The organism is Cryobacterium sp. AP27 (assembly GCF_056680495.1).
In genome coordinates this window covers 3,410,978-3,433,169 of sequence record NZ_CM155285.1, presented here as the reverse complement: position 1 = coordinate 3,433,169, position 22,192 = coordinate 3,410,978, and the positions used below count along the sequence as shown (strand labels likewise).

At 65.8% G+C, this 22,192-nt stretch carries 16 protein-coding genes, 3 tRNA genes and 1 pseudogene; 14 read left to right on the top strand and 6 right to left on the bottom strand.

Annotated elements, in window-relative coordinates:
• Positions 1–40 precede the first annotated feature (40 nt).
• Positions 41–1,459, bottom strand: coding sequence for a peptidoglycan DD-metalloendopeptidase family protein (locus AC1MB9_RS16215; protein WP_479962936.1), 1,419 nt, complete (start codon positions 1,457–1,459; stop codon positions 41–43).
• 253 nt (positions 1,460–1,712) lie between these two features.
• Between AC1MB9_RS16215 and AC1MB9_RS16210 the strand changes: the two genes are divergently transcribed.
• From AC1MB9_RS16210 to AC1MB9_RS16200, 3 genes are all read left to right on the top strand, one after another.
• Positions 1,713–1,785: transfer RNA gene (locus tag AC1MB9_RS16210), tRNA-Glu, on the top strand.
• Positions 1,786–1,874: 89 nt separating this feature from the next.
• Positions 1,875–1,948, top strand: a tRNA-Asp gene (locus tag AC1MB9_RS16205).
• A gap of 66 nt (positions 1,949–2,014) precedes the next feature.
• Positions 2,015–2,090 (top strand) — tRNA-Phe (locus AC1MB9_RS16200).
• A 139-nt stretch (positions 2,091–2,229) separates the two neighbouring features.
• Here the strand turns inward: AC1MB9_RS16200 and AC1MB9_RS16195 are convergent.
• Both AC1MB9_RS16195 and AC1MB9_RS16190 read right to left on the bottom strand, forming a co-directional pair.
• Positions 2,230–2,547: a hypothetical protein gene (locus AC1MB9_RS16195; protein WP_479962935.1), complete on the bottom strand. Its 318-nt coding sequence runs from the start codon at positions 2,545–2,547 to the stop codon at positions 2,230–2,232.
• 32 nt (positions 2,548–2,579) lie between these two features.
• Positions 2,580–3,980 carry a glycosyltransferase family 2 protein gene (locus AC1MB9_RS16190; protein WP_479962934.1) on the bottom strand — a complete coding sequence of 467 codons (1,401 nt, stop codon included), beginning with the start codon at positions 3,978–3,980 and terminating at the stop codon, positions 2,580–2,582.
• Between the two features lie 157 nt (positions 3,981–4,137).
• Here AC1MB9_RS16190 and AC1MB9_RS16185 point away from each other — a divergent pair, with 157 nt between their 5' ends.
• The 10 genes from AC1MB9_RS16185 (at position 4,138) to AC1MB9_RS16140 (ending at position 18,449) form a co-directional block, all read left to right on the top strand.
• Complete coding sequence (locus tag AC1MB9_RS16185) at positions 4,138–5,187, top strand: iron ABC transporter substrate-binding protein (protein WP_479962933.1); 1,050 nt, start codon at positions 4,138–4,140, stop codon at positions 5,185–5,187.
• 150 nt (positions 5,188–5,337) lie between these two features.
• A complete protein-coding gene (locus AC1MB9_RS16180; RefSeq protein WP_479964676.1) occupies positions 5,338–6,837 on the top strand; it encodes an ABC transporter permease in 1,500 nt (499 codons plus the stop codon).
• The gene (locus AC1MB9_RS16175) at positions 6,834–7,904 is read left to right on the top strand and encodes an ABC transporter ATP-binding protein (protein WP_479962932.1); all 1,071 of its coding nucleotides are present in this window, start codon (positions 6,834–6,836) and stop codon (positions 7,902–7,904) included. Before AC1MB9_RS16180 ends, AC1MB9_RS16175 begins: the two co-directional genes overlap by 4 nt.
• Before the next feature lie 376 nt (positions 7,905–8,280).
• Complete coding sequence (locus AC1MB9_RS16170; protein ID WP_479962931.1) at positions 8,281–10,251, top strand: hypothetical protein; 1,971 nt, start codon at positions 8,281–8,283, stop codon at positions 10,249–10,251.
• Positions 10,252–11,167: 916 nt separating this feature from the next.
• Positions 11,168–12,718 (top strand): sugar transferase, encoded by a 1,551-nt coding sequence (locus AC1MB9_RS16165; RefSeq protein WP_479962930.1) that lies wholly within the window; start codon positions 11,168–11,170, stop codon positions 12,716–12,718.
• Complete coding sequence (locus AC1MB9_RS16160; protein WP_479962929.1) at positions 12,718–13,362, top strand: acyltransferase; 645 nt, start codon at positions 12,718–12,720, stop codon at positions 13,360–13,362. Before AC1MB9_RS16165 ends, AC1MB9_RS16160 begins: the two co-directional genes overlap by 1 nt.
• Complete coding sequence (locus tag AC1MB9_RS16155; RefSeq protein ID WP_479962928.1) at positions 13,359–14,762, top strand: glycosyltransferase family 4 protein; 1,404 nt, start codon at positions 13,359–13,361, stop codon at positions 14,760–14,762. The genes AC1MB9_RS16160 and AC1MB9_RS16155 overlap by 4 nt, the downstream gene beginning before the upstream one ends.
• Positions 14,763–14,780: 18 nt before the next feature.
• Positions 14,781–16,673 carry an asparagine synthase (glutamine-hydrolyzing) gene (gene asnB / locus AC1MB9_RS16150; protein ID WP_479962927.1) on the top strand — a complete coding sequence of 631 codons (1,893 nt, stop codon included), beginning with the start codon at positions 14,781–14,783 and terminating at the stop codon, positions 16,671–16,673.
• Complete coding sequence (locus tag AC1MB9_RS16145) at positions 16,666–17,574, top strand: glycosyltransferase family 2 protein (RefSeq protein WP_479962926.1); 909 nt, start codon at positions 16,666–16,668, stop codon at positions 17,572–17,574. The genes asnB and AC1MB9_RS16145 overlap by 8 nt, the downstream gene beginning before the upstream one ends.
• The gene (locus tag AC1MB9_RS16140; RefSeq protein ID WP_479962925.1) at positions 17,571–18,449 is read left to right on the top strand and encodes a glycosyltransferase; all 879 of its coding nucleotides are present in this window, start codon (positions 17,571–17,573) and stop codon (positions 18,447–18,449) included. Before AC1MB9_RS16145 ends, AC1MB9_RS16140 begins: the two co-directional genes overlap by 4 nt.
• On the opposite strand, the gene AC1MB9_RS16135 is transcribed toward AC1MB9_RS16140, so the two are convergent.
• The 3 genes and pseudogenes from AC1MB9_RS16135 to AC1MB9_RS16125 all read right to left on the bottom strand — a co-directional run bounded on the left by AC1MB9_RS16135 (position 18,345) and on the right by AC1MB9_RS16125 (position 20,726).
• On the bottom strand, positions 18,345–18,722 hold the full coding sequence (locus AC1MB9_RS16135) for a DUF4082 domain-containing protein (RefSeq protein ID WP_479964675.1): 378 nt from the start codon (positions 18,720–18,722) through the stop codon (positions 18,345–18,347). The genes AC1MB9_RS16140 and AC1MB9_RS16135 overlap by 105 nt on opposite strands.
• A gap of 27 nt (positions 18,723–18,749) precedes the next feature.
• Positions 18,750–19,005: pseudogene (locus tag AC1MB9_RS16130) on the bottom strand (N,N-dimethylformamidase beta subunit family domain-containing protein); the annotation flags it as partial.
• 173 nt (positions 19,006–19,178) lie between these two features.
• Positions 19,179–20,726: a DUF4082 domain-containing protein gene (locus tag AC1MB9_RS16125; RefSeq protein ID WP_479962924.1), complete on the bottom strand. Its 1,548-nt coding sequence runs from the start codon at positions 20,724–20,726 to the stop codon at positions 19,179–19,181.
• Between the two features lie 299 nt (positions 20,727–21,025).
• Between AC1MB9_RS16125 and AC1MB9_RS16120 the strand changes: the two genes are divergently transcribed.
• Complete coding sequence (locus AC1MB9_RS16120; RefSeq protein WP_479962923.1) at positions 21,026–22,192, top strand: glycosyltransferase family 4 protein; 1,167 nt, start codon at positions 21,026–21,028, stop codon at positions 22,190–22,192.

Here is a 22,192-nt window from a genome sequence, read left to right as displayed (position 1 = left end):
CAGCCGATTGGGTCCCCCACGTGTGCGAGAACGTGTATTGCTAGTAACCAAGTGAAGCTCCCCTGTTGGCCATGAACGGCACGGCGTTGATGCGGTTCCCGTTGGTCCACACCTCAAAGTGCAGGTGGCAGGCGGTCGAGGCGCCCGTGTTACCGGAACTCGCGATGTTCTGCCCGACCGACACGCTCTGGCCGGCTCGAACGTAGATCCCGCCGTCGCGGATGTGCGCGTAGCCCGTGGACACTCCGCCGCCGTGGTCGATTTTCACAAAGTTGCCGTACGTGCCGAGCCGACCGGCCCAGGTGACCGTGCCGGAGTGTGCGGCGTAAATGGGGGCGCTGCATCCCGTTCCGATGTCGGTGCCGTAGTGGAAGGAGCCGCTGCAGTATCCGCCGCCGCTGCTGCACAGCGACGTGCGGGATCCGTAGCCGCCGGTGACGCGGCCACTGGCCGGCACTCCCCATCCGGACGTGCCGACGGATCCACCCGATCCACCCGAGCTACTCGATCCACTGGATCCGGCGGAACTCTGCGCGGCGGCGGCGGCTGCCGCGGCGCGTGCTGCGGCTGCGGCACGTGCCGCTGCGGCCTGGCGCGCGACCTCGGCCACCCGGATCGCTTCGAGACGGGCCCGCTCGACCACGCCGGCTTCGTACGCGGCGGATGTCGTGGCCTCTGCGTCGCGCATGAAGGCGAGCTGCGAGTCGAGTTCAACGCTCTTTTCCTGCGACTCCACGAGAGCGGCGGCGGCGGCGTCGGCCGCGGCCTGTGCGGCCTTGAGAGCTGCTTCCGCGGCCACGCGGAGGGTTTCGCGTTCGGTCTGGGCGATCTTGGCCTGGTCACCGAGCGCCTGCGCACTGTTGTTGGCGGCTTGCGCCACGTCGTAGATGTCGGTGCTGCGCTCGACGAGTTTGCTCATGTTGCCGAGCTTGGAGAGCAGGGCGTCGGGTTCTCCGCCGGCGCTGCCTTCCATGAACAGGTTCACGCTCAGGTCGGTTCCACCGGTGCGGTAGAGCTGGGCGGCGAGCTGACCGGCCTGGCGCGTGGCGGCATCCGCTGTCGCCTTGCTCGCATCCGCCTGCTCCTGGAGGTCGCTGGCGCGACGGGTCGCGTCGTCAAATTTCTGTTGGGCCTCTTCGAGTGCTGCGACGCGGGCGTCTGCTTCGGCCTGCGTCGTTTCGACCTGCGTCTGCAGACCGACGAGCAGTTCCTGAATTCGAGTGACCTGCGCCGCGGCGGCCGCGGTGTTGGACTTCGCGTTCTGCAGGTCTTGCCAGCTGGGATAGTCCAGAGCCCGGGCGGCACCGGCCGGGCTGACCAGGGTCACGACCAAGGCCAGCGTGGCTGCGACGCTGGCGACCGTCAGGACACGACGACGGGCGGGGCCACGATTCTGGGTCAGGTGCCGCCAGGCGCCCACCAGCTCACGGCCGATCACGGTTGTCGTGCGATTCATCATTCCCCGATCGGGCGCTCATTAGTCACATTTATCACAGTGATCACGGTGTTAACTTTGTTCACAGTAACAAAGCAGACAAGTATTACCCAGCGATCGCTGTGAACCTAGCCGAATAAACCCCCAGAACGGCGGTCATTTTCGGGCGAGGCGTGCGGCGCATCCGTGGCGATGCACCAATCTTCGCACTCGATTTGGGCATTTCCGTTTTTGACCGTATGCTTACCTCTCGTTGGTCATGCACGCTGTGACACACGGCCCCATCGTTTAGTGGCCTAGGACGGCGCCCTTTCACGGCGTTAACACGGGTTCGAATCCCGTTGGGGTCACGTAAGTGAAGGCAAGAAAAATAGAATAGTATTGCAGCAGGTACATTTACAGCAGTTCAGTTTGATAGCAGTAACAGTTTCACCAGTAAGGCCCTGTAGCGCAGTTGGTTAGCGCGCCGCCCTGTCACGGCGGAGGTCGCCGGTTCAAGTCCGGTCAGGGTCGCAAAAGCAAGGACCCTTTCGAGAGAGAGGGTTTTTGTTTGAGAAGGCATCGTTTACGACACCTTCTGGCCCTGTAGCTCAGTTGGTAGAGCGTTCGACTGAAAATCGAAAGGTCACCGGATCGACGCCGGTCGGGGCCACCACAGCCACTCCCTTGGAAACACAGGGACGTGGCCTTTTTTATGCCCTTTTCCAGAGAATCCAGAGCATGGAGCGCCGAGCATCGACCGCCGAACCGGCGATAGCGCGCTTCAGCAGGATCATTCGTCTGATCAGAGACCGTCAGAGCGCGACGTGTTGCCCGTGATTGCGAACGACGTCGACGTCATCGTCATCGTCATCGCGACGTTCCACATGTTCCTCAACCTCTCCGCTGATCGGAGCGTTTGGACGAATGCTCCGAGTCTCGGATCGACGGTTGGCTCCCCTGATCCAGTCCACGAGATACACCTTGGGCAGGATCTTCGCTACAGCCAGTGCAAAATAGGCGAGCGTGTTGATCGCGACGAAGACCGAGAGGGTGACAAAGAAGTCTGATTGAAGGAAGGACGCGGGAAACAGAACTCCGGCGGAGAACACCTGGGCCAGTCCGCTAGTCATTCATCACGCTCCCCCGATCGTCATCGCCCTAATCATTCCGGCGCACGGCCCCAGTCCGCCTTCTTACCGAAGGTGATATCGATGGTGCCCTTGACATGCACCGCGTTCAGGAAGAGATCGTACACCAGTTCCGGCACGATCAGGATGGCGAGCGCGCGCGCTCGCCATCCGCCTTTCCAAACCGTGAAAACGCGCTCAACCACGAAAACGGAGCCAAGACCCAGCCAGAAGGGAAACCAGACCCACGTGTCCATCGACACGAACATGAGCAGCATGAGCAGCGCGAAGGCGCCCAGCGCGATCACACCATAGCCGAGTCCCAGTTGCTGGGCCCAATAGCGCAGTGTTGCGGGCGTCATGCCGTATGCGCCGATGTTCTCCAGCGCTCCGCGTTGCCAGCGCAGTCGCTGCCGCCACAGTGCGCGTGCCGTAGGCATCAGCTCCGTGACGACCGTGCAGTCCGTGGGAGAAACGATGAGGGCGCCCAGCGACTTCAGCGCAATGGTGATTTCGTTGTCTTCAGTCAACGCGGCGGTATCGTATACGTCTCCGGGGGTCCCGGGAATCGTGACACCTCGATTCCCGGCTACGGCGCGCAAAGCGGCGGGCCGGAAGATGGATGCCGTCCCCGTCAGCACGAAGACCCGGCCTCGTCGACGCTTCATCTCCCTGGCGTAGCGAATGTACTCGTTGCGCTGGAATTGTCCGAGCAATCCGAATCGCTCTTCGCCATAGAACAGTCCCCCGACCGCCATGAGTGCCCGATCGTCAGTGAAGCGCGTGACGGCCGCCTCGAGGAATCCGTCGTCGAGCGTCGTGTCGGCATCCATGACCATCACGAGGTCGCTGTCGCCCTGCCCGGGAAGAACCGCCGTGAGCGCCTGATTCAGGGCTCCAGCCTTCCTTTTGGTGTTCCTCTGGGATTGGATGACCTCAACCCCGCGTTGCCTGGCGATCGCCGCAGTTGAGTCGGTGCAATTATCGGCGACGACAATCACCCGGTCTGGTCGGCGGGACTGGTCGCGGAGCGAAGCAAGCGTCCCTGCCAACAGGTCCTCTTCGTTGTACGCGGGAATCAGTACGGTCAGGGTCACGGGACCGGCAAAGATGCCTCGCGTTTGCTCCATCACGAGTTTCGCGGCCAGCGGATAGTGCTGCGCATCCCTCGATCGGCGCGATCTTCTCGACACGCGACGTTCGATCAACGCTAGCCCTGCGGCGAGGAACAGCCCCACGGCGATCGCCACCAGGATGGCTCGCAGCGGTGGCGCCTGGGCGTTGTACAACACCGTCCATACGCCCACGACGAAACCCTCGGTTGGTTCCTGGGCGGGGGTGAGCGCCCCTGAAGCGCCCGCGAACCAGAGCAGAAACGCCCCACATAGCGCTGTCACGCCGATGACGACACCGACGGCCCGATCCAAGTGCCCCATGGTCACTAAGCTACGGCACCATGCGGCTGCCTCGTGCGGCAGAGCGTGGAACGTCGCCGATTCACGTCTCCTCGCCTATTCACTCAATATCTTTAGGCTAGGCTTACCTAAAGAATTGAATTCCCCTGAAGAGCACCAGAAGGACACATAACCCGCTATGACACTGACTCGCAAATGGACCATGATCGCCGCCGTGGGAATCGCGACGATACTCGGCACGAGTGCCTGCAGCGCCGGCGATCCGTCCGACTCTCCGGCCACCGACGGCGGCAAACCGGCGGGGTCGATCACGGTCTACAACGCGCAGCACGAAGAGCTGACACAGGCCTGGGCCGACGAATTCACCAAGGAAACCGGTGTGACGGTCGTCCTGCGTAACGGCGACGACTCGGAGCTCGGCAACCAGATCGTGCAGGAGGGGGCCGCCTCTCCCGCCGATGTCTTCCTCACCGAGAACTCACCGGCGATGAGCCTCGTCGACAACGCTGAGATGCTGGCCCCGGTCGCCCCCGCCACCCTCGAGAACGTGCCGGAACAGTTCCGTCCGTCCACGGGAAACTGGACCGGAATCGCGGCCCGGTCAACCGTCTTCGCGTACAACCCCGAGCTCCTCAGCGAGGACGAATTACCCGCGTCCCTCCTCGACCTCGCCGACCCGAGCTGGAAGGATCGCTGGGCCGTATCGCCGTCCGGCGCCGACTTCCAGGCCATCGTCAGCGCTCTTCTCGAGCTCAAGGGCGAGGACGCGACGAAGTCCTGGCTGGCCGCTCTCAAAGAGAATGCCGTCGCGTACAAGGGCAACAGCACGGTCATGAAGGCCGTCAACGCGGGCGAGATCCCGGGCGGACTGATTTACCACTACTACTGGTTCGGCGACCAGGCAGGAACGGGCGAGAACAGCTCGAACACGCAGATGCACTACTTCAAAAACCAGGATCCCGGCGCATTCGTGAGCCTGTCCGGCGGCGGCGTCCTGTCCACCAGCGAGAACCCCACGGCCGCACAGGCATTCCTCGCCTTCATCACCGGCAAGGCGGGCCAGGAAATTCTGCAGACCGGCACTTCCTTCGAATACCCGATCGGGAGCGAGACGGATGCCAACCCGAAGCTCGTACCGCTCGACGAACTGGACGCGCCCGAGGTGGACCCGTCCAAGCTGAACAGCACCAAGGTCACCGACCTGATGACCGAGGTCGGCCTCCTCTAGGTGAGCCCAGTGCCTCCAGCCCCCTCGTCCGTGAATTCGGCGCCGAACCTCCCGCAGCAGCCTGCGGGAGGTTTGGCGCGCGGCCGAGGCAGGGGCGCGACGGGACCGAGCACTTCTGGGAGCGCCCCGAAGCGCCGTCCTCCGCCCGCGATCGTCCTGTTCGCCGTCGGCGTGTCATTGCTCGGTCTGGTACCGCTGGGCTACGTCGTCGTTACCGGTGTGCTGACCGGCTGGACGGAGCTCTCTGCCCTCGTCTTCCGACCGCGGGTGGCGGAGCTGCTGGTGAACACGATTGGCCTCGTCGTTGTCACGGTCCCGATCTGCGCCGTCGTCGGCGTTCTCGCGGCGTGGCTGGTCGAGCGCACCAGCATTCCCGGCGCCCGGGTCTTCGCGGTGCTCCTGGCCGCTCCGCTCGCCGTGCCGGCCTTCGTCAACAGCTACGGCTGGGTCAGCGCCATTCCCTCCCTCCACGGACTCTGGTCCGGTGTGCTTATCGCGAGCCTCTCCTACTTTCCGCTCGTCTACCTGCCGTGTGCCGCAGCCCTCCGTCGCCTCGATTACACCGTTGAAGAGGCGGCCTCGGCGCTCGGCACCGGCCCGTGGCGGGTCTTCTTCCGCGTTGTGCTCCCGCAGCTGCGGCTCCCGCTCCTGGGCGGTTCCCTACTCGTGGGGATGCACCTTCTTTCCGAATACGGCGCCTTCGCGATGATCCGGTTCGACACGTTCACGACGGCCATCGTCGACCAGTACCGCTCCACGTTCAACGGTCCCGCCGCGACCGCCCTGGCCGGCGTGCTCGTGCTCTGCTGCCTGTTCCTGCTCGTCGGCGAGTCGGCCGGCCGCGGGCGCGCCCGCTACGCGCGAATCGGATCCGGCGTGTCCAGGGCAGCCCGACGACGACCGCTCGGCGCGCTCACCCCGGTCGCCTGGGCCTTCCTCGCCGGAGTTTTTGTGTTGTCGATCGGAGTACCGTTTTGGAGCGTGCTGCGTTGGCTGGTTGCCGGCGGCACGGCCGCCTGGGCCGACGGCGTCGTGGCCTCGTCGCTCGCGCAGACCGTGCTCTACGGAGTAATCGGCGCGGCCGTCACATGCGCCCTCGCGTTCCCGATCGCCTTCCTCGCCATCCGCTTTCCGAGTCGGATGGCCCGGGCCCTCGAATCGATCAACTACGTCACCAGCTCGCTGCCCGGTATCGTGACCGCGCTCGCGCTCGTGACCGTCAGCATCCGCCTGGTCCAACCCCTCTATCAAACGGCGGTGCTCGTAATCGTGGCCTACCTGCTCATGTTTCTCCCCCGGGCGTTGGTGAATCTTCGCGCGGGCCTCGCCCAGGTGCCTCCCGGGCTCGAGGAGGCGGCCCGCTCCCTCGGCCGTCCGCCGACGGCCGCGTTCCTGGCCGTCACCACTCGGTTCATCGCGCCGTCGGCCCTCGCCGGTGGCGCCCTCGTCTTCCTCGGGATCGTGAACGAACTCACGGCGACCCTGCTGCTCGCTCCCAATGGCACGCGCACGCTCGCCATCCAATTCTGGTCACAGGTGAATGACATCAACTATGCCGGCGCCGCTCCCTACGCCATGCTCATGATCGCCCTCTCGATGCCGGTGACCTACCTGCTCTTCGCGAAGTCGCGACTGGTGAGCGCTCCGTGAGCGCGATTGAACTGCACGGTGTCAGCAAGAGCTTCCTGACGCCGGTGCTGCGCGAGATCGAGCTGTCGGTGCCGGAGGGCAGTCGAACCGTTGTCGTTGGTGCGTCGGGCTCGGGCAAGACCACGCTGCTCAGGCTGATCAGTGGCTTCGACTTTCCGGATGCCGGCACCATCACGGTCAGCGACCGCCGGGTGGCCGGCGGGGGAACCGCGGTCCCGGCCCACCAGCGGGGAATTGGTGTCGTTGCCCAGGATGGTGCGCTGTTCCCGCACCTCACCGTCGGAGAGAACATTGCGTTCGGGCTGGGCCGGCGCAAGAGTGGGGCGCGGGCGGACGCCGTGGCGAAGCTTCTGGACATGGTGTCGCTCGCGGCGAGTTTCGCCCCGCGCCGACCCGACGAGCTCTCCGGCGGGCAGCAACAGCGCGTCGCGCTGGCCCGGGCGCTCGCCCGGCGGCCGAAGGTCATGCTTCTCGACGAACCCTTCTCCGCGCTCGATGCCGGGCTGCGCGCGGCCACGCGCGACGTCGTCTCCGAGACGCTCGCGCGGGAGGGCATTACGACCGTGCTCGTCACGCACGACCAGGCGGAGGCGCTTTCCTTCGCCGACCAGCTGGCGGTGCTCCGGGAGGGCCGGCTGACCCAGGTGGGCGCGCCTCGCGAGCTCTACGAACGGCCGGTCGATCTCTTCACCGCGCGGTTCCTCGGTGATGCAATCGTGCTCGACGCCACAGTCGACGGCAACCTCGCCCGCTGCGCCCTGGGTGCGGTGCCGGTCGTCCCCGGACCGGTTCGCGGCGACGCGTCGATCATGTTTCGCCCGGAGCAGCTCGAGGTCGGCTCGGCAGAGTCCGCCGGATGCGCGGGACGGGTCGAGGCGGTCGAGTTCTTCGGCTCCGAGGTGCTACTCACCATCCGCCTCGAGGGAGCAGAACCCCACGCGGGGCCCGGCGGAACCATCCGAGTCAGCCAGCGCGGTGCGCCACACGCCGTGGTCGGCGCCCGGGTGGGTATCGCGGCGATCGGGCCAGCGATCGCCTACCCGCGCGAGCCGGTGTCTGTGCCCTGACCCGCGGGCACCTCGAGGTATTGCCACCCAACGCCGTCGTGCTGGCGGCTTCTCCGCCGACAGGCGGCTGGGACCGCATCGACTTCGACCCGAGGAATCCTTGACTTTCCATGTCTTAACCGGTTTAGTTAAGGTGCTGTACCGGTTTAGGAGTATCGAAGACCGCGTAGCGCTGCGGCAACGACGCCCGGGGGTGGAGGGACGTGCCGCGCCATCGCCCTCAAAGGAGGAGAAATCCATGACGCACAGTGTTGTCCGTTCACGTTCCACCCGAAGTAGAAGCCGGCTCAGGTCCGTTGCGGCCCTCGCCGCCCTGACGTTACTGTTCACGGGTGTCGGCGCCGTCGCGACGCAGGCCTCCCCCGAGAGCTCCGGCGTGGCATCCGCTCGCCTCGGAAAGCACAAACCACGCCCCACCGTGCCGCTCACCAACCTCTCCCACCTGAACTTCCTGCTGGACACCGTTCCCCTGAGCGCGGTTGAGGGACACACGACGTTCAACATCGACGAGGATACGACCGCGCTCGCACCGTGGACTTACGCCGACAAGAACGACGATGGAAGCTTCACCCGGATCGGCGGCGGCGACCTGGATACCGCGACGGGTCATTGGAGCCAGGGCGCGTACAACGCCGACGACATTGCCCGCACGGCCGTGGTCTACCTGCGGCACTGGCAGCAGACCGGCGACGAGGCCAGCCGCGAAAAGGCCTTCCAGACGCTGCGCTCCCTGACGTACCTGCAGACGGCCGAGGGGCCCAACGCGGGCAATGTCGTGCTCTGGCAGCAGGCCGACGGCACCCTGACCCCGAGCGCCACCCCGATCGAACTGCCCGACCCCAGCGACTCGGCCGAGTCGTATTGGGTGGCGCGCACGGTCTGGGCGCTCGGCGAGGGCTACGCCGCCTTCACGAAGAGCGACCCGCAGTTCGCGGCCTTCCTCAAGGACCGCCTGCACCTCTCCCTGAACGCGCTCAATGCGCAGTCCCTCGGCGACTATGGACGGTTCGACGTCGCCGACGGCGTACAGGTGCCGTCGTGGCTCATCGCCGGCGGCGCGGATGCCTCGGCCGAAGCCGTGCTGGGCCTCGCCGCGTACACGTCGGCGGCCCCCGACGACTCCCTCGCCACGACCGCCCTCACCCAGTTGAGCGAGGGCGTGGCCGGAATGTCGTCCGGGTCGATGCGGCAGTGGCCCTTCGGCGCCATCATGCCCTGGACCAAATCGCAGACGCTGTGGCACGCGTGGGGCGGACTCGCCCCGGCGGCCGTCGCCACGGCATCCACCGCCCTGGATCGCCCCGACCTGCTGCCGTCGGCGGTCGCGGATGCGGCCGGCTTCACCCCGCAGCTGCTCGCCGCGGGAGGGCCGGACAACGCCTGGTCGCCGACACCCGGCGAGGCACAGATCGCCTACGGCGTCGACTCGCGCCTGCAGAGCCTCGTGGCAACCGCGACCGCCGCGAAGGCTCCCGGCCTGCTGGACATTGCTGCGGTGACGGCCGCGTGGTACTTCGGTGCCAACCGGAGCAACGAACCGGCGTACCACCCCGCGGACGGCACTGCCGTTGACGGCATCGAACACGACGGACGGGTCAACGCCAACTCCGGCGCCGAGTCGACCATTCACGCGCTTCTGTCGATGCTCACCCTGGACGCGAACCCCGGGCTCAAGGCGAAAACACTCGGTATCAACCGCACCGTGGCCACGGACGGTCTCAGCGTGGTCGAGGCCGAAACCGGAACCATCTCGGGCGCCGGAAGCGTGATCACGCCGGCCTCGGCCTGGACCGGCGAGGCCAACATCTCCGACGGCGCCTTCGTCGCCCTCGACGCCGGCGCCGGGTTGAGCATCCCGGTAACGCCAGGCGACCAGCCGCGCAACGTCTACCCGATCATCAACCAGACCTCGAATGCGTCCGGAACGTCCACCTGGACGTCCGGTCCCGATCCGCTCGGCACCACGCAGAACGGCGGCGTCGGCAACCAGGGCATCACAGATGCCCCGGGAAAGCTCAGTCCGCTCACCCTCGAGGGCGTTCTGCCGGCCGCGGCGACCGCCGTGGACGTGCACACAGATGCCGCGGCATCCGTCGATGCGCTGCTCCTGCAGCCGCTGGTCTCGACGGTGTCCTTCACCGGGCAGGCCGGCGACGGGACCCTGTATGTGAGCGCGGCGAGCACGGTCTCCCAGCGCGACGTCGCCGTGCCCCGAGGCTTCGTCCTCAGACAGAAGGGGTACGACGCCGGCGGAAAGCCGGTGAAACTCGCCAAGCCGGGGAAGGCCAAGACCACGGTCATGATCGCTCCCGGCGGCTTCACGATGGTGTCCCTCACCCGCAGATAACCCGATCCCAACCTGATCGCGCCCGTTTTCGGTGGTCGCTACGCCCGTTACCGTCGCGACCGCCGATTGGGGTGGCGTCCACCGATATGGGCGACCGTTACTGGCGCACCACGGAGGGGGACCAGGCGTGCTCGATCGCGATCTCGGCCCCCGCCGAGCCGTCGGCCGGAGCCGACCAGACGTCGCTCTGCCTGCTCGGTGACGAGGTCGTAAACCGCGATGTTCCAGAACGGCACCACGGTGTCGGAAATATTCTTCTTGTACGCCACACGCGTGCCATCGGGTGGCACCCACGGGCACTCCGCGCCCTCACGCACGGCCGTAGGTGTGGCCGCTCTCCGATCCCCGCGAACACGCCAGGTCTGACCTGCCGAGGCGGCTGTCGCATAGAACTCGTTGGGTCACTCGTGAAGGTGACGCCTCAGACGTTGCGGTCGGCTCGGCACCCCCGCCAACGGCCACGTCTGCAGGCTCATGCCGTCGGCGAAAAGAGCCCACGGCGAGCGCGCCGCGCGGCGGACCCGAGCGCACCGCGGCCATCGCGCGCCTGACCTTCTCTGTTCCGCGCATGTGGACCTCCTCGCCCTGGCCCGCTTCCGGCGGCGTTTCCAACACCAACGACGCCGAGCCCAGCGGGCGGTGTTCAGCCGGGCGACCGGGCGTTGGCCCCCTAACTGGCCGCATACACCCGCGTTGTTCCGGCGGTATGGTCTGAGCGTGCCTAGCTGAGGATGAATCACATACCCGAATATGACCTCAGCGACTCTCTGGTTCCGCTACGGCACTGTCCACCCCTCGACCTGTAACCCCTAGATGCAGGGAATGAAACCGTGAAATCGTCCACGCCGGAAACATCACGTCGTCGCGCCAGACTCCCCTCCCCCAGGCGAGCTCATGCCGCCACGGTGGCCGGTCGATGAGCGACCCCACGCCGAAGGCGACCACGGCCCCGGCCGCGGCCGCTCCTCGACTGACCCTGGTGCGTCGCCCGGAGACGGCGCGCCCTGAACTCGAGATCGACTCTCCCGCCTCCGGCGCGGTGTGGGCCCGTCGCTACCGTGCCAAACTCTTGATCAGCGATGCCGCGGTCATCGCCGTCGCCCTCACCGCGGCGATGCTTGCCAGATTCGGCATCGACGGCGCCGCGGCGCCGGTCGGCGGGCTGCAGTTGAACTACTGGTTCATTACCGCCGTGATTGGCAGCACGTGGATCTGCGCCCTCGCCGCCCTGCACACTCGAGACCCTCGGATGATGGGCATGGGCGCGACCGAATACAAGCGCGTCATCAATGCCAGCGCGATCACGTTCGGCCTGTTGGCGATTGCATTCCTCGTGTTCCAGGTCGACATTGCTCGCAGCTACTTCGTTCTCTCCTTCCCCGCGGGGGCCGCGGTGCTGGCCCTCGAGCGCTGGTTGTGGCGCAAATGGCTCTCGCGCCAGCGCCGTTTTGGTCACTACCTCTCGCGGGCACTTGTGGTGGGACAGCGTGACGACGTCGAGTACGTGATCACCCAACTGCATGCCAAATCGGGGGTTGCCTACTACGTAGTCGGCGTGGCGCTCGACGCCGGCGAGGAGATCACGCGGCCGGCAGAGATCACGGTGGACGAGCGGGTCGTGCCCATAGTCACTGACCTGGAAAACCTCGCCGGCACCGTCTCCGCCCTCGGCGTGGACACCGTGATCGTTGCCGGCCGGCCGAGGGGCGGTGCGCAGTACATACGCTCGTTGGGCTGGGAACTGGAAAACACGAATGCGGAACTGGTTCTGTCCAGCCGACTCACGGATGTCGCCGGGCCTCGGATCCACTTCCGGCCCGTGGATGGTCTTCCCCTCATCCACGTGGAGATTCCGCGTTTCGACGGCTTCAAACATGCCCTCAAGCGCAGCCTCGACGTGGCAGCATCCGCGGTCGCGCTTGTGATCCTGCTGCCCGCCTTGCTCATCATCGCGGGACTCATTCGGCTCGACAGTCCCGGTCCGGTCTTGTTTCGACAGGATCGTTGCGGCCGTGGCGGGGCGACGTTCCGGATGCTCAAGTTTCGCTCCATGGTGCAGAACGCGGAAGACAACCTGACGGGGCTGCTCGACCAGAACCAGGCGTCCGGCAATCTGTTCAAGATCCGCAATGATCCTCGAATCACCCGCATCGGCGGGTTCCTGCGCAAACACTCCATCGACGAGCTGCCTCAGCTCTGGAACATCCTGGTCGGCAACATGAGCATCGTGGGCCCGCGCCCCTCCCTGCCGAGGGAAGTCCTCAACTACGAGACCCACGTGCACCGCCGTCTGTATATCAAACCGGGGCTCACCGGAATGTGGCAGATCAGCGGTCGCTCAGATCTGAGCTGGGAAGAAAGCGTTCGACTCGACCTGTACTACGTCGAAAACTGGTCTCTGGCCGGCGACCTGATGATCATCTGGCGCACAATCAAAGTCGTCATCCACCCCGTAGGAGCGTATTGATGAACACCGCCCCCCTCTCGCCCCCGGCCACGCCCGCGGGCGCCGGTATCGACGTTCCCGCACAGGTCGCCGAAACCGCCGACATCGACGCGACGGCGATCCTCGGTTCCGGAAGCCAGATCTGGCACCTGGCGCAGGTTCGGGAGCACGCCCGCGTGGGCCCGGGCTGCATCATCGGCCGCGGAGCCTACATCGGCCCGGGCGTCATCCTCGGCCGCAACTGCAAGGTGCAGAACTATGCCCTGGTCTACGAACCGGCCGTGCTCGAGGACGGTGTCTTCGTCGGTCCCGGCGTGGTGTTCACCAATGATGTCTTCCCACGCGCGATCAATGTGGATGGCTCGCGCAAAAGCGCCGATGACTGGCCCATGGTCGGTGTCATCGTGCGAACCGGTGCGTCCATCGGCGCCCGGGCCGTGTGCATTGCACCGGTCACGGTCGGACGTTGGTCGATGGTCGCCGCGGGATCCGTCGTCACAGTCGATGTGCCCGAGTTCGCGCTGGTTGCCGGTGTTCCCGCCCGACGCATCGGCTGGGTCGGGCGCAGCGGAGTTCCTCTGCAGGAAGTCGAACCGGGACGGTTCACCTGCCCCACGACCGGAGAAATCTACACCGAGACCGAAGGGACGCTCACCCTCTCATGACCTCGACAACCCGTTTGGATCATCCCGCACGGCCGGGCACACGCGTGCTCATCATCGTGCAGAACCTTCCCGTCCCCCTCGACCGGCGCGTCTGGCTGGAGTGCCAGGCCCTGCGCGCCCAGGGCTACTCGGTCTCGGTTATCTGCCCCAAAGGCCCCGGCGATCCCGCGCGCGAGGTCATCGACGAGATCGGAATCTACAAGTATCGGCCGGCGCCCGAGGCACGCGGCGCGATCGGCTTCGCCATTGAGTTCGCCCTGTCCTGGATCCGCACGGCCGCCCTGTCGCTCGTGGTGTGGCGCGAACGCGGTTTCGACGTCATTCAGGCCTGCAATCCGCCGGACACCTATTGGCTCCTCGGCCTGCTCTGGCGCCACAAGGGCGTGCGCTTCATCTTCGACCACCACGATCTCAACCCCGAGTTGTTCCTGTCCCGATTCGGTCGGCCTCGAGGGCTCGCGGCGCGATTCCAATACAAGACTCTGTTGTGGCTTGAGCGCATGACCTTCCGTGCGGCGGACCACGTGATTTCGACGAACAATTCCTATCGGGCCATAGCCCTGCGTCGTGGCCAACTGCGCCCCGATCAGGTCACGGTGGTGCGCAGCGGGCCGGACACCCGGGTGATGCGACCGATCCAGCCCGTCGCCGAAGTCGCGACAATGCAGGAGTCCCTCCTCGTGTACCTCGGCATCATGGGCCCGCAGGACAACGTCGACAAGGTTCTCGAGGTCGTCAGTGAACTCGTGCACACCCGCGGCAGAACGGATGTCCGGGCCGTGTTGATGGGGTTCGGCGACTGCCTCGAGGCGCTCAAGGCGCAGGCGATTGCGATGGGTCTGAGCGACCGGGTTCATTTCACCGGCCGGGTTGGGCCCGAGACGATCGCGAATTATTTGAGCGCCGCCGACATCGGCGTCGGACCGGACGAGAAGACTCCGCTCAACGATTTGTCGACCATGAACAAGACGATGGAGTACATGGCGTACGCGCTTCCCTCGGTGTCCTTCGACCTGACCGAGACCCGGGTGTCCGGTGCCGACAGCGCAATCTACGTGCCCTCGGGTGACATCAGCGCCTTTGCCGATGCCATTGAGCTCCTGCTCGACGACCCGGAGGCTCGGGTGAGCCTCGGCCGCGCGGCACGCGCGCGGGTCACGAGTGAACTCGACTGGCAACACCAGGCACAGGCCTACATTCGCGTCTTTGACACCGTGCTCCAGCGCGCCCAGAACGACCTTCGCGCCGCCTCGTGGCCGTTCGCAAATTCCGGTGTTCCGGCCCGGCCGGAGCACATCAACCTCGACGACCCGATCGCGTACGGGAAGTTCCTGCTGACCAGGGGCCGTCATCTCCAGGCGCCGGAGACAGAGTTCATTCAGCATTCGACAAGGGCATAGCGATACATGTGCGGAATCATGGGCATCCACCGTTTCGACAGCACCGTCGTCGACCCCGCCGCTCTCGCGTCAATGACCCGCTGCCTGGCCCATCGGGGCCCCGACGGCCACGGTTTCTGGCTCGCGGAATCCGTGGGTTTCGCGCACACACGGCTGTCGATCATCGACTTGTCCGGAAGCAAGCAGCCGATGCACAGCGCCGACGCCCGCTGGGTACTCACGTTCAACGGTGAAATCTTCAACTACCGCCAGCTGCGGGCCGGCCTGCGGTATCCGTTCCGCACCAACGGAGACACCGAGGTGATTCTCGCAGGCGTGAGCCTGCACGGAATCGGCTGGATCGAGCAACTCGTGGGACAGTTCGCCTTTGCGTTGCATGACACCCTGACCGGCACCACCCATCTGGTGCGCGATCGGCTCGGAGTTCTCCCGCTCTATTATTCGCGCACGCCCGAGCAACTCATCTTCGCGTCGGAGGTCAAGGCTCTCCTCGCCGTTCTTCCCACGGCCCCGGGCGTCGACCTGCTGAGTCTGGACTCCTACCTGGCGGCCCGATCCGTCCCATCTCCGAATACCCTGTTCGAGGGCGTATCCAAGCTTCCGCCCGCGCACCGGGCCGAGATCACGCGCGCCGGCACCCTCACTATCACCCGCTACTGGCAGCCGCCGGAGCCCGACCCGCGTGGGCGCTGGACCGACCACGGTGCGCTTGATGCCGTCGATGAGGCCGTGACCGAGGCCGTGGACGCCGCGCTCGTGGCCGATGTTCCCGTGGGCGCCTACCTCAGCGGCGGGGTCGACAGCAGCCTGATCGTGGCCAAAATCGCCTCCCTCCGCCCGCAACACCGGGTGCAGACCTTCGCCGCCGGCTTCGGTGATGCGCGCACGGACGAACTGCCGTGGGCGCGCCGAGTGAGCGAGCATGTGGGCACCGACCATCATGAGGTGCACGTCGACGCGAGCGACTTCGAAGCCCTCTGGCCGCAACTCACCTGGAACCGCGACGCCCCCATCTCCGAACCTGCCGACATCGCCGTCTATCGTCTCGCGCAGACGGCCGGCCAGTCGGTGCGGGTCATCCTCTCCGGTGAGGGCGGCGACGAGCTGTTCGCGGGGTATCCCAAGTATCGGGCGGCCCGGGCCGTCGCCGCCGCGTCGCTCCTGCCTTTTGCCCTGCGCTCCAAGGTGATCGATTCGGTCGAGCGACGCATGCCCGCCCGGCTCTCCCGGGCCCGTATCGCCCTCCGCGCGGCCGCAACCGCCAGCCGCGAGGAGCAATACCGCACCTGGTTTGCGCCGTTCACCGGTGTGGAACGTGCCCAGCTGCTCGGTGGCATCCCCGCGCGCCTCCCCCGTCGGGACGGCGGCGAATTCGGACGCGATCCGATCCGCAATATGCTCCTCGGCGACCTCGATGGCTGGCTTCCCGACAATCTGTTGGAGCGTGGCGACCGGATGTCGATGGCCGCGTCGCTTGAGCTGCGTCCGCCGCTGCTCGACCACCGACTCGTCGACCTCGCGTTCCGCCTGCCCTCGTCACTCAAGGTCCGCAACGGCACCACGAAGTGGGTACTCAAGGAAGTCGCCCGCCGCTACCTGCCGTCAGAGGTGGTGGACCGGCGCAAGGTGGGCTTTCGCGTGCCACTCGACCAGTGGTTTCGAACCGGGCTCCGCGATTCCATGTGGGACCGCCTCACCGGCGCAGACTCTTTCGTCGCCCAGACATTCGACCGCACGGCCGTGCGCGATCTGCTCGAACGGCATGAGAGTGGCCGGTTCAGCGAAGAAAACCGAATCTGGACGCTCATGTGTCTCGAGGTCTGGCACGAAACATTCTTCGGCGCTCCGTCGTCGCCGTCCTCCCCGGAACCGACTCTCACCGCCTCAGAAATCGCCGTCGCCAATGATTGACCTCGCCATCATCATCGTGGCCTACAAGAGCGCCGGCGACCTGCCGGCGCTGCTCGAATCCGTTCCGCGCGCTGTGGGAGAACTCCAATGGCACGCCATCGTGGTCGACAATTACGGGCTCGACGACCTGTCCGCCGTCGCGGGAACAGACCCCCGCGTGACCGTGATGCAAACCGGCGCAAACCTCGGATATTCCGGCGGGCTGAACCTCGGCCTGCAGAATGCTCCCGCGTCCCGGCATACCGTCTTTCTGAACCCTGATCTGACCTTGCACGAGAACGCCCTCTCCGCGCTCGTGTCGGCGTGCCGCCCCGGGTCGCTCGGCGATGTCGCCGCGGCCGTACCCCTCGTCCTCGACGAAACCGGGGCCCTTCAGCCGTCGCTTCGGCGCGAACCGACGGTGCGTCGTTCTCTGGGCGAGGCGCTATTCGGGGACCGCTGGGCCGCGCGACCCGCATGGCTGGCAGAAATGGTGCGGGATCCCGCGGTCTACCATGCCCCGGCGCAGGTGGAATGGGCCACCGGCGCCGCGCTCGTCGTGCGTTCAGATGCCCTCGCCGCTGTCGGCCCCTGGGACTCGCAGCGGTTCTTCCTCTACTCCGAGGAGACAGACTACTCCCGTCGGATCCGCGCCTGCGGACACGCAATTGTGTTCGTCCCGGACGCCATCGTCAGCCACCGGGGCGCCGGTTCGGGCTCGTCATCAGCATTGGAAGCCCTGATGGCCGTCAACAAATTGCGCTACTTCCGCAAATGGCACGGCCCGGCGGCATCCACGGCCTTTTTCTGTGTCGCCGTGCTGCACAACCTGCTGCGCGCGAACCGTCCCAATTCCCGCGCGATACTCACGGCACTGCTCGTTGCTCCATCCCGCACGAAGCTGCCGGGAGGGGTCGCATGACCGTTCCGATGCTCGGTACGATCATCATCGCCGCGCACAACGAGCAACTCGTCATCGAGCGGTGCCTGCGAGCACTTGCGCCGATCCTGGCGGCAGAGACCGCGCGTGTGGTCGTGGTCTGCAACGGATGCAGCGACAACACGGCCGACCTCGCACGCCGTTTCTACGGGGTGACGGTTCTCGAGCTGCCCGTGGCGTCCAAGGCCGGCGCACTCCGCGCAGGAGATCTGGTCGCCACAGAGGGTCCGCGCATCTACCTCGACGCAGACATCACGATGACCGCCCGCGCGGCGGTCGAGGTCCTTCTGACGCTCCGGGCCGGTGGTCCCCTTGCCGCGCGCCCTTCCGTGAACTTCGATTCCACCCGGTCGCAGTGGGCGGTCCGTAGCTGGTACCGAGTGAGAGCCCAGCTGCCCTCGATCAGCAACGTCCTCTGGGGCGCGGGTTGCTATGCCCTCTCGGTCGAGGGACGTGGCCGGTTTACCGAATTCCCCGACATCGTCTCCGATGATCTCTTCATCGACCAGTTGATGCCCGAGGCCGAACGCGCCATTGTGCCCACGGATCCTCTTATCGTTCGCGCCCCGCGTTCCTCCACCGACCTGCTGAAGATACTGAAGCGAACCTACCGGACACAGAATGACGTCACGGTTGCGCCGAATACAGGTGTCGTCTCGGCCGGACAGCGCGGCCAGCTCGACGATCTTCGTGCGTTGGTGCAACGCGACCCAACCTGCATCCCCGACGTCGCGGTCTACGTCGCGCTGATTTCAATCGCGAGGATGCAGGCCCGGTGGGCCCCGGCGTCCGCCCGGTGGGAACGCGATAACAGTTCCCGTGAGGTCAGCATGCCCCACCCCCCCAGTGCTCGCTAACTCGCGTTGAACTGCACGTCGACGAAGTAGTTCGTTGAGTTCCACGTTGACGTCGGAAACCCGCCGCCGCCACAGGGTGCCGATTTGCTCCCCGATATTGCCCGGTGCCTTGTAGGAGCGGATTCCGGTGATGTCGCCCGGCTCGGACGACGTGAACGACATGCCAAGCTCGACCGCGGAGGTGTCCGAACTTTCGATCGTCGACGGCGTCTGGTCGCCGAAGAGGGTCAGGCCGGTGGGAGTCGGTTGAGTGGCATCCGCGCTGAACAGCACGTCGAGCGTTCGGGGAGGCGTATCGGTCCCGTCGATGGATGGTTCGTATCTCGTGCGCCAGTAGGCCTCGTTGCCGGACAGGAAGTGGAGGTTCACACCGGCGTCCCTGGCCGCTTCGACGTTCGCCCGCTGCCGGACCGACCAATTTACGCGAGACCATTCGCGGCCGCCTGATAGAAGCTACTCCCCCGTAGCTGTGGTACGCCTGCCACGTCGTGTCCGATGTCTGGAAGATCACCTGGGCGTGGCTCGCCTCGTTGCGCACGCCAAAGGTGATGTGGCTGCTGGTAACGCCGTTGTCGGATCCCTGATGTCCCACTCGTCCGGGTACGTTCCGGTTTTGATGTTCTCGCAGACCGGACCGCGGGCCCCTAACAAGGGCCATACGTATCCGACCGCACGCAGAGAAGCGCCCGTCACATTCGACGGGCGCTTCTCTGGGTGCGTGTGTGGGCTCTAGCCGATAGGGGCCGCCACGGCAGTGCCGTTCGACATGACGTTACCCGACCAGGCATTGCCCTGTCCGGATGTGTAGGACGTAGCGGGACCATAGGATCCACACTTCGAGAACACGGACGTACCGAACGTATTGTTCGTGAACCTGGCGTTGCTCGCCTGCTTGCCGTTGGTACTGCCCGCGTACAGGCAGTAGCCGCCACCGTTCATCAGGTTTCGATCGACGACGACGTTTCGGATGAGTTCCATCTGGCTGTACAGTGCGACGGATGCCGAGAAGTTCGGCGCAGATCCGGCATCGAGACGATTGCCTGTGATCGTGAAGTTCGTGCCACCGAGGCTGATGATCGCCTCGTTGTGACTCCCGCCGTTGGCCGGGTCACCGTGCACGACGAGGTCGTGGATCCAGGAGTTCTTAATCGTTGCGTTGGCGACGAGTCCGGCCCCCTTGCCCCAGCCACGGATGTTGCAGCCGTCGCAGGTGAAGTCGGTGTAGCCCACGGCGGGGAAACCGCCATCGGCAGCGCTGTTGTACGGACCGATGACCTCGACGCGCTGGATAAGCGTTCCCGGGTACTTGCCCGCAGAATCGCCGGTATCCACTCGACCGTGCACGCGTGAATTCTTCAGGGTGACACCCGCAGCGCGGATGAACACGTCACCGCGGATTTCCAGGCCGTCAATGACCGCGCCCGGTGTGGTGATCGTGATTCCACCGGACTGTTTCAGCGTCGTGCCCGCAGGGACGCCCGTCGTCGAGGCATCGGGCCACCCGGTGGTGGGCGCCGGAGCCGGAGCCGGCTCGGGGGCCGGGGCCGGAGCGGGAGCAGGTTCGGGGGCCGGTGCCGGAGCGGGAGCAGGTTCGGGGGCCGGGGCGGGCGCCGGAGCCGGTGCGCCTGACGTTTCGGCGGGGTTGAAGACGACATCAACGAAGTAGTTTGACGCCTTCCACGTCGAACTCGGCACGCCACCGGTGGTGCCGTAGCGGTAGCGACCCCCGTCAGCAGAGGCCGTCAGCGGACCGCTGGTCTTGGCCTTGGAGAAGTAGTCCGTCGTATAGGAGTACCGACCGTTCGGGGCCACATAGGAGACGACGTACGACTTGCCTGCGGTCAACGCCGCGGGTTCCGAAAGCTCGGCGGTCTGCCATCCAGTTGCGCTCTCATCGGTGAAGGTCACGCTCTGGAGCTTCGTTCCGGATGCCGTCCAGAGGTTCCCGGTGTGGGTTCCCCCGTTCCCCGCTCCCTTGTAGAAACGAAGCGCGGAAACGGTACCGCTCACCGACGGAGTGAAGTCAACGCCCAATTCCACGGCAGCCGTGTCGTCAGGAGCGGCTTCCACGTCGGGGGTTTCCGTATCGAAGAGCGAGGTCGACGTTGTCGCCCCCTGCTTCTGAGCTGTTGGGCGGTCGGCCAGGTCGTTGTGCGCCCAGGCGGCCGAGCTTCCGACCGTGAGACACATGACAACGGAGGCCGCGATCGCCGTCCCTATCGTTCTGCGGCGTTTGAGCGAGGTTGTATGCCCCGTCCGCCGATTGAGGTTCATCATTTACGTAGTGGACCTCTCGTGTGATCTGGACGCGCCGATCACCAATCCGTCCACAGATCTACGACGCGTCAATTTCAACCGAGTCGTGATCAAAATTCACTTTACTGTAACCCCCTTTGGGGGGCAAAAGACAGCGCCTATCTCTCATTTGGAGGAAATTCGGAGGAGTCCTCATTTTATAGTGACTCTATCTCGTCACGGTGCGTGAGCGCTGGGCCCCATTCGGGCCGCTAGGATCGTGCCAGAATGAACCGCCGCTGCGGCGTTCTCTGCAGCGGTAACCGAGAGGCCGACGGCAGATGAGAGTCCTATACAGCTTTCCGCACTCCCTCGATCGCGCCGGGATCGCCTTGACCGCGCGCCAGCAAGTGCTCGGGTTGGCGGAACGGGGCGTGCACGTCGTGTTGTTCTGCACATCCGTCGGGCATCTCGTGCTGCCCCGGTCGGTCGAAGTACACGAGACGTTGACCGTGGGCACGCTTCGGGTTCCGCACCGTGCCCTCGGCGTTCAGCGCGCATACTCATTTCATGATGCCCGCGTTGCGCACTGGCTCCGCCGGAATACCGCGCGCATCGACGTGGTTCATGCCTGGCCGCGGTCCTGCCTCCGCACGTTCGCGGCGGCCACCGCCGCAGGGATCGCGACGCTCCGGGAGTCGCCCAATCCGCATACCGCGAGCGTTATTCGGCAGTCGGCGCTGGCTGCGGCCGATGCCGGAGTGCCCTTGCCTCCGCAGCATTCCCACGCCGCCAACCGGACCGTTCTTGCGCGGGAGCGGGAAGAATACGACGCGGCGACCGCCGTGCTGGTCCCGTCGAACTATGCCAGAGACGAATTTCTGGCAGAAGGATTCCCACTGTCGAGGATGCTGCAACACCGCTACGGGTGTGACCTCCGCCGGTTCTCCGCCCGGTCTGCCGAGCCGCACGACCCGCTCCGACCATTTCGAGCCGTCTTTGTGGGACGCGGTGATCCGACCAAGGGACTGCACGTCGCTCTCGAGGCCTGGCGGCTTGCGGGACTCGACAACGCCGAGCTGGTCGTTGCCGGGGCGATTCAACCGGACTACGGCCGCTCCCTCATGCCGCTCCTGACGCAGCCGAACGTGACTGTCTTGGGATTTGTCGATGATGTCCCTGAGCTGCTGCGAAGTTCCGACGTGCTCCTGCTCCCCACCTGGACCGAAGGAAGTGCCCTCGTCATCCTCGAGGCGCAGGCCAGCGGCTGTGTCCCCTTGGTCAGTACGGCCGCGGGCGCGCTCGGCACTCCGGGCGTGGATTTTCTGGAGCACCCAGTCGGGTCCCGGCGCGCCCTGGCCGATCAGCTCCTAACGCTCGCCACCACCCCCGCCCTGCTGGCGACGCTATCGGCCCGGGGCACGGAACGGCGTGCCTTCCTGTCCTGGGACCGGGCCGGCGAAGCCTTAGCGCACTGCTACGAGGCGGTCGTCAACAGGGAACGCTGA